The sequence below is a fragment of the Actinomadura roseirufa genome (genome assembly GCF_900659635.1).
GTDB classification, from domain to species: Bacteria; Actinomycetota; Actinomycetes; order Streptosporangiales; family Streptosporangiaceae; genus Spirillospora; species Spirillospora roseirufa.
On record NZ_CAACVB010000252.1, the window covers coordinates 1 to 10,549 of the forward strand.

General features: G+C 76.2%; 7 protein-coding genes. 5 read left to right on the forward strand and 2 right to left on the reverse strand.

The window, feature by feature from the left end:
• The coding region (locus tag E1291_RS33675) for an iron chelate uptake ABC transporter family permease subunit (RefSeq protein WP_165495414.1) at positions 1-188 on the forward strand (188 nt) is incomplete at its 5' end.
• A 70-nt stretch (positions 189-258) separates the two neighbouring features.
• Complete coding sequence (locus tag E1291_RS33680; protein ID WP_242614543.1) at positions 259-3,723, forward strand: non-ribosomal peptide synthetase; 3,465 nt, start codon at positions 259-261, stop codon at positions 3,721-3,723.
• Positions 3,724-3,772: 49 nt separating this feature from the next.
• Here E1291_RS33680 and entS read toward each other — a convergent pair whose 3' ends face one another.
• The gene (gene entS / locus E1291_RS33685; RefSeq protein ID WP_131742116.1) at positions 3,773-5,062 is read right to left on the reverse strand and encodes an enterobactin transporter EntS; all 1,290 of its coding nucleotides are present in this window, start codon (positions 5,060-5,062) and stop codon (positions 3,773-3,775) included.
• Between the two features lie 77 nt (positions 5,063-5,139).
• Between entS and panD the strand changes: the two genes are divergently transcribed.
• A complete protein-coding gene (panD, locus tag E1291_RS33690) occupies positions 5,140-5,547 on the forward strand; it encodes an aspartate 1-decarboxylase (protein ID WP_131742117.1) in 408 nt (135 codons plus the stop codon).
• A 2-nt stretch (positions 5,548-5,549) separates the two neighbouring features.
• Positions 5,550-7,139: a (2,3-dihydroxybenzoyl)adenylate synthase gene (locus E1291_RS33695; protein WP_131742118.1), complete on the forward strand. Its 1,590-nt coding sequence runs from the start codon at positions 5,550-5,552 to the stop codon at positions 7,137-7,139.
• 285 nt (positions 7,140-7,424) lie between these two features.
• Here E1291_RS33695 and E1291_RS33700 read toward each other — a convergent pair whose 3' ends face one another.
• Positions 7,425-8,690, reverse strand: coding sequence for a salicylate synthase (locus tag E1291_RS33700; RefSeq protein ID WP_242614544.1), 1,266 nt, complete (start codon positions 8,688-8,690; stop codon positions 7,425-7,427).
• A gap of 166 nt (positions 8,691-8,856) precedes the next feature.
• On the opposite strand from E1291_RS33700, the gene E1291_RS33705 reads away from it, so the two are divergent.
• Positions 8,857-10,549, forward strand: a 1,693-nt coding sequence (locus tag E1291_RS33705; RefSeq protein ID WP_242614545.1) for a condensation domain-containing protein, incomplete at its 3' end; no start/stop codon positions are given.

Sequence of the window (10,549 nt, forward strand, 5' to 3'; positions counted from 1 at the left end):
GGCTGACCCGGCGGGCGGGCCCGCAGTTGCTGCCCGCCGCGCTGACCGGCGCGGCGCTGCTGGCGTGCGCCGACCTGGTCTCGCTGCACCTGCCCGTCGCGATGCCGGTGGGCGTGGTCACCGGCGTGCTCGGCGGCGCCTACCTGGCGTGGCTGCTGGCGGCCGGCGGGCGGCGCGGGCCGTCCTGACCCGGCCCGCGGCGTTGACCCGATCACCCCTCTGAATTAGGTTAGCCTTACCTAAATTGAGGGGAGTTCCGTGCTGACCTGGGAAGAGCTGCGGGCCATGCTGGCCGAGGAGCTGGCCGAGGATCCGGGCGCACCGGCCGCGCCGGGCGACAACCTCATCGAACTGGGGATGGACTCCATCCGGCTCATGCGGCTGACCGGCCGGCTGCGCCGCCGCGGGATCGAGGTGCGCTTCGCCGAGCTGGCCGAGCGCCCGAGCCTCGCGGCCTGGTGGGAGCTGCTCGCCGGCCGGGGACAGGTGGAGGCGTCCGCGGGCCCGCCCGCCGCCGAGGCCGCCGCGTCCCCGTCCGCCGCCCTGGACCTCGCCGAGATCGAGCCGGAGGGGCCCTTCCCACTGGCCCTGATGCAGCACGCCTATTGGATCGGCCGCGACTCCGGCCAGGCGCTCGGGTCGGTCGCCGCGCACCTGTACGTCGAGCTGGACGGGCGCGCGATCGACCCGGCCCGGTTCGAGACCGCCGTGCGGGCCCTCGCCCACCGGCACCCGATGCTCCGCGTTGCCGTCGCCGACGACGGGACGCAGCGGATCCTGCCCGAGCGCCCCGAGCCCGCCGTGACCGTGCGCGACCTGCGCGGCGCCGGCGACCCCGCCGCGGAGCTGGAGCGGATCCGCGCCGAGATGTCGGCGCAGCGGCTGCCCATCGAGGAGGGGCGGGTGTTCGACGCGCGGCTCAGCCTGCTGCCCGGCGGCACCGCCCGCCTGCACCTGGACGTCGACATGGTCGCGGCGGACGCGATGAGCTACCGCGTCCTGCTGGCCGACCTCGCCGCGCTGTACGAGGGCCGGACGCTCGCCCCGATCGGCTACGGCTACGCGCGCTACCTCGCCGACGACCCGCGCGCCGAGGCCCGCGAGCGCGACCGCCGGTGGTGGGCCGAGCGGCTCGCCGAGCTGCCGGGCCCGCCCGAGCTGCCCGTCCTGCCCGAGCCCGGCGACCGCGTCGAGCGGCTGCACCACTGGCTGTCCCCGGAGGCCAAGGACCGCCTCCTCGCCCGCGCGCACGCCGGGGGCGTCACCCCGGCGATGGCGCTCGCCGCGGTGTTCGCCGAGGTGATCGGCGCGTGGTCGGCGACACCGCGGTTCCTGCTGAACCTGCCGCTGTTCCACCGCGAGCCCGTGCACCCCGACGTCGACGCGGTCGTCGGGGACTTCACCGGATCGGTCATGCTGGAGGTGGACCTGTCCGCCGAGGCGCCGTTCGCCGAACGCGCCCGCGCCGTGCAGGCCGCCCTGCACACCGCCGGCGCGCACAGCGACTACTCCGGCGTGGAGGTGCTGCGCGACCTGTCGCGGGCCCGCGGCGAGCAGGTCCTCGCCCCGATCGTCTACACCAGCGCGCTCAACCTCGGCGAGCTGTTCGGCGAGACGGTGCGCGGCAGCTTCGGCGAACCCGGCTGGATCATCTCGCAGGGCCCCCAGGTGCTCCTGGACGCGCAGGTCACCGAGGTGTCGGGCGGGCTGCTGCTGAACTGGGACGTGCGCGCCCCCGCCTTCCCCGAGGGCGTCGCGGAGGCGATGTTCGCCGCCTACACCGAGGCGATCACCCGCCTGGGCGCCGCGGGCGCGGACTGGGACGAGCCCCTGCGGGTCGGCGCGACCCCGGAGCGGTCGCAGGTCCGGCGGCTGCTCAACGCGACCCCGCCGCCGCCCCCGGCGACCCTCACCGAGGGCTTCTTCGAGCACGCCCGGAACCGGCCGTCCGCCCCGGCCCTGCACTGGGGAGACGACGGAACGCTCACCTACGGCGAGGTCGCCGGTCGCGCACTGCGCGTCGCCGCCGCCCTCGCCGCCGGTGGCGTGCGGCCGGGCGACCGCGTGTCGGTCGAGCTGCCGAAGGGCCCGGACCAGGCCGTCGCGGCGCTCGGCGTCCTGGCCGCGGGCGCCGCCTACGTCCCGATCGGCGTCGAGCAGCCCCCCGCTCGCCGCGCGCGGATCCGTGCGGGCGCGGGCGTCACCGTCTCTGTCACCGAGCCCTTGCCCGCCGGTGGCGCGGCGGGCGCCGAGCCGCTCGCCGGGCCGGTGCCCGCCGACCCCGGCCAGGTCGCCTACGTTCTGTTCACGTCCGGTTCCACCGGCGAGCCCAAGGGCGTCGAGGTGTCGCACGGCGCGGCCATGAACACCATCGGCGACCTCGTGGAGCGGTACGCGATCGGCCCGGACGACGTCACGCTCGGAGTGTCCGCGCTGGACTTCGACCTGTCGGTGTTCGACCTGTTCGCCCCCTGGTCGGCGGGCGGCGCGGTCGTCCTGCCGCTGGAGGAGGAGCGGCGCGACGCCGCCCGCTGGGGCGAGCTGGCGCGGCGCTGGTCGGTGACGGTGCTGAACTGCGTGCCCTCCGTCCTGGAGATGCTGCTGCGCGCGGCCCCGCCCGGGGCGGGGAGCCCCGCGGCGACCCTGCGGCTGGTGCTCCTCGGCGGCGACTGGGTCGGCGTGCACCTGCCCGCGCTGCTGGCCGCGCACGCGCCCGGATGCCGGTTCGCGGCGCTCGGCGGGACGACCGAGACCGCCATCCACTCGACGGTGCAGGAGGTCACGGCGGGCGAGCTCCCGGCGGACTGGAGCGCGGTCCCCTACGGCGTCCCGCTGCGCGGCGTCGCCTGCCGGGTCGTGGACGGCGCGGGCCGCGACCGGCCCGACTGGGCGGCGGGGGAGCTGTGGATCGGCGGCGCCGGCGTGGCGGACGGCTACGCGGGCGACCCCGCCCGCACCGCCGACCGGTTCGTCGAGCGGGACGGGACCCGCTGGTACCGCACCGGCGACCTCGCCCGCTACCGCCCGGACGGCACGCTGGAGTTCCTCGGCCGGCGCGACCACCAGGTCAAGGTCCGCGGGTTCCGGATCGAGCTCGGCGAGATCGAGGCCGCGCTGCGCGACCACCCCGCGGTGGAGGCGGCGGTGGCGCTGGTGGCGGGCGGCCGCCTCGTGGCGGCCGTGACGGGACCCACCGTGACGGGAGCCCCCGGAACCGGCGCGCCCGCCACGGCGGAGATCCTCGGTCACGCGCGCGGGCTGCTGCCGCCCCACATGGTGCCCGAGACGCTGGTCCCGGTGGCCGCGCTGCCCCTCACCGGCAACGGGAAGGTCGACCGCGGCGCGCTGGCGGCGCTCGCGGAGGCCGGGGCCGGCGCCGCCGGGACGGGCGGCGCCGAACCGGGGACGCCGCTGGAGAAGGTGCTGGCCCGGATCGTCGCCGACGTGCTCGGCGGGGAGCGCGTCGGCGCGGACGCCGACTTCTTCGCCCTCGGCGGCGACTCCGTCCTGGCCACCCTCGTGCTCGCGAGGCTGCGGGAGGCGCTCGACACGACGGCGCTGCCGGTCCGGGTGCTGTTCGCCGAGCGGACGGTGTCGCGCATCGCCCGGCGCTTCACCGAACTGGAGGAGACCCCCGGCCGGCTGGAGGCCGTCGCCGCGATCTGGCTGGAGGTGGAGGCCCTGTCGGAGGCCGAGGTCGCGGACCGGCTGACCTCGCGCTGACGGCGCGCCGTCGGCCCGTGCGGTCGGCCCGTGCCGTCGTCAGGGCACGTCAGCGCGACGGCTCCGGCTCGGCGGCCGGGACGAGGGGCGCCGAGCGGAGCGTCGTCAGGGTCAGCGCGAGCGCCAGCGCGAGGCCGGCGCTGACCGTCCCGTACAGGACGATGGCGGTGCCGGGGGCGAGGTGGCGGCCGAGCACACCGGCGCCGAGCGCGCCGACGGCGCCGCCCCCCGTCTCCTGCGCCGCCCACAGCGCGTTGACGCGGCCCAGGTGCGAGCCGGGGGTGTGCGACTGGATGAGCCCGTAGCGCAGGATCTCCTCGACCGAGGCGACGAAGCCGTACCCGAACAGGATCGCGACGGCGACCGCGGGGTGGCGCGCGAGGCCCAGGCAGGCGAGGGCGGCGAACCCGGCGACGGAGGCGCCGAGGAGGGCGGGGCCGGGCGTCCGCAGCCGGCCCGCCCAGCCGCTCGTGACCGAGGCCGCCACCGCGCCGCAGGCCGGTGCCGCGTAGAGCAGGCCGACCGTGGCGGGACCTCCGCCGAGGCCGCGTTCCGCGAACGCGGGCATCAGCACGGGAATCCCGCCCGCGACCATGAACAGCAGCCCGAGGAGCATGAGCGAGCCCACGACGCGGTGCCCGGCGACGAAGCGCAGGCCCGCCCAGATGTCCCGCAGCGGACCGCCCGCCGCGCCGCCTCCGCCGTCCTCCGAGCCCGGCCCGGCTCCCGGCCCGGCGTCGGGGCGCAGCGGCGGGAGCCCGGTGAGCAGGCCGAGCGTGCCGAGGGTGCCCGCGGCGGCCGCCGCGTAGTTCCAGCCGACGCCGAACGCCGACACGACCACCCCGCCGAGCGCGGGCGAGGCCATCGAGCCCAGCCGGACGGTCAGCGCGTTGAGCGCGCCCGCCGCGACGAGCTTGTCCGGCCCGACCAGCGCCGGGGTCGCGGCGAGCAGCGCGGTGACGCTGACCCCGGTCGCCAGCCCGTCCCAGGCCGCCAGCGCGTACAGCGCGGCGGCCGAGGGGGAGGGCAGCAGGGCGTTGACGGTCAGCAGGACGAACCCCGCGCCCGCCGCGGCCCGCGCGCGCAGCATCAGCCGACGCCGGTCGTGCCGGTCGGCGAGCACGCCGCCCCACAGGAACCCCGCGAGCAGGGCGAACCCCTCGGCGGCGGAGACCGCGCCGACGTGCGCGGTGGACCCGGTCAGGTCGTAGACCTGCACGGGCACCGCCACCATCAGCATGCCGATCCCGAAGACCGAGACCGTGCGGGCGATGAACACGTTGCGGAAGGGCGGGCTGGTGCGCAGGGGGCCGAGGTCCATGGCCAGGCGCCGGAGCATGGTCGGGGTTCTCCTCCGGTGGGCGAATAGCTAAGGTAAGCCTAGCCTTAGTTGTTCTTGACGGAAGAGGACGCACCGTGCGGCGCATGCTGATGAACGGAAAGATCCACCGGGCGACGGTGACCCAGGCGGACCTGCACTACGTGGGATCGCTGACGATCGACGCCGACCTGATGGAGGCCGCCGACATCGTGGAGGGCGAGCAGGTCCACCTCGTCGACATCACCAACGGCGCCCGGCTGGTGACCTACGCGATCAGCGGCCCGGCGGGCAGCGGTGTGATCGGCGTCAACGGCGCCGCCGCGCACCTGGTGGGCCCCGGCGACCTGGTGATCATCATCACCTACGCGGAGGTGGACGAGGCGGAGCGGCGCGGGCACGCGCCCCGGGTGGTGCACGTCGACGGCGGCAACCGCGTCGTCGCGCTCGGCGCGGACCCGGCCGAGCCCGTCCCGGGCGCCGCCGCCCAGCTCACCGGGCGCTGAGCGTGGACGGCTTCACTCCCTGGCCGGCCGACCTCGAAGCGCGGTACCGGGCCGAGGGCTACTGGGGCGACCGGCTCCTCGGCGACGTCCTGAACCCCGGCGTGCTGCGCTCGGACCCGGGCCGCACCGCGCTGGTCGCGGGCGCCGAGCGGATCGGCTACGGCGAGCTGGACCGCCGCGCCGCGCGCACCGCCGCGGGCTTCCTGCGGCTCGGCGTCCGGCGCGGCGACCGCGTCGTCGTCCAGCTGCCGAACACCGCCGGGTTCGTCGTCGCCTTCCTCGCGCTCGCGCGGATCGGCGCCGCTCCGGTGCTGGCCCTGCCCGCGCACCGGGAGAGCGAGATCCGCTACCTGTGCGAGCTGGCGGACGCGCGCGCCTACGTGACCTCGGCCGCCGACGGCGACTTCGACTACCGGGAGATGGCCCGCTCCCTGCCCGTCGAGCACGTCGTCGTGGACGGCGACGCGCAGGAGTTCACCGCCCTCGCCGACCTGGACGCCGACCCCGTGGAGCCGCCGCGGCCGGATCCGTCCGACGTCGGGGTGCTCCTGCTGTCGGGCGGCACCACCGGGCTTCCGAAGCTGATCCCCCGGACGCACCGCGACTACGTCTACAACCTCGAGGCCAGCGCCGAGGTCTGCGGGTTCACCCGCGACACCGTCTACCTCGTGGTGCTGCCCGCGGCGCACAACTTCGCGCTGGCCTGCCCCGGACTGCTCGGGGTGCTGGCGGCCGGCGGCACCGTGGTGCTGGCCCCGTCCGGGTCGCCGGACGAGGCGTTCCCGCTCATCGAGCGCGAGCGCGTGACGGCGTGCGCGGTGGTCCCGCCGATCGCGCTGCTGTGGCTGGACGCCGCGACGTGGTCGGAGGAGGACCTGTCCTCGCTGGAGCTGCTGCAGGTCGGCGGCGCCAAGTTCGCCGCCGACCGCGCCGCGGAGGTGCCCGGCGTCCTCGGCTGCGCCGTGCAGCAGGTGTTCGGGATGGCGGAGGGCCTGCTCAACTACACCCGGCTGGACGACCCGCGCGAGCTGGCCGAGCGCACGCAGGGGCGCCCGCTGTCCCCGGCCGACGAGATCCGCGTGGTGGACGCGGACGGTGCCCCGGTGGCGCCCGGCGAGGTGGGGGAGCTGCTGACGCGCGGCCCGTACACGCTGCGCGGCTACTACCGCGCGCCCGAGCACAACGCGCGCTCGTTCACGCCCGACGGCTTCTACCGCACCGGGGACCTGGTGCGCGAGCTGCCGTCCGGGCACCTGGTCGTCGAGGGCAGGGAGAAGGACCAGATCAACCGGGGCGGCGACAAGATCTCGGCGGAGGAGCTGGAGCACCACCTGCTCGCCCATCCCGCGGTGCACGACGCCGCCGTCGTCGGCGTCCCCGATCCGGTGCTGGGCGAGCGGACCTGCGCCTTCCTCGTCCTGCGGCCGCCGCCCGCCGAGCCGCCCACCCTCGCCGCCGTCCGCGCGTTCCTGCGCGGGCGCGGCGTCGCGGCCTACAAGTTCCCCGACCGCCTGGAGCACGCCGACGCTTTCCCCAGGACCCCCGTCGGCAAGGTGAGCAAGAAGGAGCTGGCGGCGCGCCTGGACGGGTGACGCGGCCGATCGCCGAGAGGGCACGCGGAAGGAGGATCAGGGGCGGGCGTGCTCCCTGGTCTTGGCGCGATCAGGAGAGTCTTCCTCCTGTCCATAGAGGACGTCCCCGGCCGTCCGTCGAACTCGGTCATCGTCGCTCCCCGCGCCGTGGTCGTGCCCGTGTGCGCCGAGCATGAGCCGACCGGCGCGGCCCCGCCCAAAAGGAGTCCGCGGAGCGGACCGGCCGCCGCGTGCCGGGGAGCGCGCCGCCGTGGGCGCCCGGCCACGGCGGCGCACCGCGGCGGATCAGGGGAGGGGCACGACGTGCGGGGCGATGCTGGAGAGCTTCTCGCAGGTCTCCTCGTACTCGCGCTCCGGCGTGGAGCCGCTGACGATGCCCGCGCCCGCGCGCAGCCACGCCCGGCCGTCCAGCCGGTAGAGGGCCCGCAGCACCAGCGCCGAGTCGAGCGCGCCGTCCTCCGACACGGCGACGACCGCGCCCGCGTACAGCCCGCGCGGCTCCTCCAGCCGGCCGATCGCCTCGATCGCCTCGGGCTTGGGGATGCCCGAGGCGGTCACGCCGGGGAACAGGGCGTCCAGCGCGTCCCAGCACGAGCGTCCCGGCGCGAGCACGCCGCTCACGGTGGAACCGAGGTGCTGCACGCTGCCGCGCTCCTTCACGGTCATGAACCCGGTGACCCCGACGGTGCCCGGCTCGCACACGCCGTACAGCTCGTCCTGCGAGCTGCGGACCGACACGGCGTGCTCGAAGATCTCCTTCGGGTCGGTCTCCAGCTCGCGGCGCGTCCGCGCGTCGGCCTCGCCGCCGGAGCCGAACGCGCGGGTCCCCGCCAGGGGCTGGGTCATCACCCGGCCGGACCGGTCCACGCTCGCGAGGACCTCCGGGCTGAACCCGGTCGCCTGGAAGCCGCCGAGGTCGAGCAGGAACGAGCGGGCCGGGGTGTTGGCCCCGCGCCCGCGCGCGTACGTCGCGACCACGTCGACGGGGAACGGCACGTCCAGCCGCCGGGACACGATGACCTTCTGGTAGAGGCCCGCCCGGATCTCCTCGACGGCCCGCGCCACGCGCGCGCGGTACTCCTCGCCGCCCACCCGGACGTCCACCGGGTCCGGCAGGCCCGCCGGCGCCGCGCCGGGCTCGGCGAGCAGCGCGGCGACCCGGGCCGTCTCCGCCGGGTCGGTGCCCGTCACGCGCGCCGCGCCCTCCCCGGTGCGCACCTCCACGCGCGGCACGACCAGGTGCGCGAGCCGGCCGGACGGGGCGGGCGCGGCGAACTCGAACGCGACCCAGCCGTAGGCGTTCCAGCCGGGCGGCGCCGCGGCGAACGCCTCCCGCAGGGCGGCCGCGGCGTTCCCGCGCCAGGGCCGGGAGACGGGGGCGGCGCCGGGCCAGCGCGTGTGCACGGTCCCGGCGTCCAGGACGACCTCGCCGAGCACGCCGCCGGCGAAAGTGTAGGAGTCCGGGCGCTCGTAGACGACGTAGTCGCCGAAGAGCCCGGAACCGGCCAGCCGGGTCATGAGCGTGAGCGGATCGCCGGTGTGCTCGACCACCAGCTCCGTGGATGTTTCGTCAGTGCGCAGACCGAGGGACAAGGCAGTCGACTTCCTTTCGCTGACCGGAGTGTCCGGCAACTTAGGCAAGGCTAACCTTGTGCGTTTTTCGTAGGCAAGGCTAACCTAACCTGCGGTGGTACACCGGACAACGAAAGAGTTGAGCGTGCGGGATCAGACGACGGCGGTGCGGCGGCGCGAACTGATGCGGCGGATGATGGCGGAGGCCGGGCTCGGGCCGGACACCGCCGGGCTCGCCCCGCGTGGGGACGGCGGCCCAGTGCCGCTGTCGTCCGCCCAGCAGAGCATGTGGCTGCATCACCGGACCTTTCCGGACAGCCCCGCCTACAACGTGTGCCTCCTGATCCGCATGACCGGCCCCCTCGACACGGACGCCCTCCGCGCGGCCTTGCGCGGGCTCCTCCGCCGCCATGAGGTCCTTCGCACGGTCTACGCCGAGACCGCGGCCCCGGACGGCGCGTTGTCCGAGGTGAACGGTAGCGCAGCGTGGGGCGCCGGTAACGGAGACACGACCGGGGAGCCGCTCGGCGCCGTGCAGATCGTCACCGCGGACGACTCGCTCGACCTCGACCCGGTGCCCTGCCCCGGCGGCGGCGCGCGGGCGCGCGCCGAGGAACTGGCGGCGACGCCGTTCGACCTGCGCGCCGAGCGGCCCGTCCGGCTGGAGCTGCTCCGGCTCGGCGAGGACGAGCACGCCCTGGTGCTCGTCGTGCACCACATCGCGTGGGACGGCCTGACCTGGGGTGCCCTGTCCCGGGATCTGTCCGCGCTCTACCGGGCCGCCGTCACGGGCGCCCCGGACGGGCTCCCGGCGCTCGGCGTCCAGTACGCCGACTTCGCCGTGTGGGAGCGGTCCCGGCCGGTCGCCGCCGAGGACCTGGCCTACTGGCGCGGCCGCCTCGACCCGCCGCCCGCCCCGCTCGACCTGCCCACCGACCGGCCGCGCGGCGCCGCGGTGTCCGAGCGCGGCGGACGGCGCGCGCGGCGGTTCGGCGACGAGGTCAGCGAGGGAATGCACAAGCTCGCCGCCACGGAGAACCTCACCCCGTACATGGTGATGCTCACCGCCTACGCCGTCCTGCTGCACCGCTACACCGGCACGGACGACGTCGCGATCGGCTCCGCGGTGACCAACCGCGAGCACGCCGAGGTGGAGCGGCTCGCCGGGAACTTCGGCAACACGCTGGTGATGCGGACGGACCTGTCGGGCGCGCCGACGTTCCGCGAGGCGCTGCGCCGGGTCGGCCGGACCTGCGCCGAGGGGTTCGCGCACCAGGCGCTGCCCTACGACCGCCTCGTCCAGGAGATCCGCCCGTCGCGGGCACGGGGGCGGTCGGCGTTCTTCGACACGATGCTGCTGTTCCTCACCCAGGAGATCGGCGAGCTGGACCTGCCCGGCATCACCTCGAGCTGGGCGCACGTCCACAACGGCATGACGCATTTCGACCTGTCGCTGGAGGCGTTCGTCCGGGCGCGGGGCATGACGGTCGAGGCGACGTTCCGGCGGGAGCTGTTCGACGACCGGCGCGTCGACGCGCTGCTCGGCCATCTGGAGACGCTGCTCGGCGACGCCCTCGCCGACCCCGACCGCCCGATCGGGGCCCTGGAGCTGATGGGGCCGGCCGAGCGCGCGCTGATCGCGGACGCCAACGACACCGGCCGGGCCGTTCCCGATACCGATGTGGTCGCGCTGTTCGCGGAGCAGGCGGCGCGGACGTCGGACGCGCCGGCGGTCGAGGCCGGCGGCGGCACGCTCACCTACGCCGAGCTGGACCGGCGGTCGTCGGCGCTGGCCGCGGCGCTGCGGGCCCGCGGCGCCGGGCCCGAGCGCGTCGTCG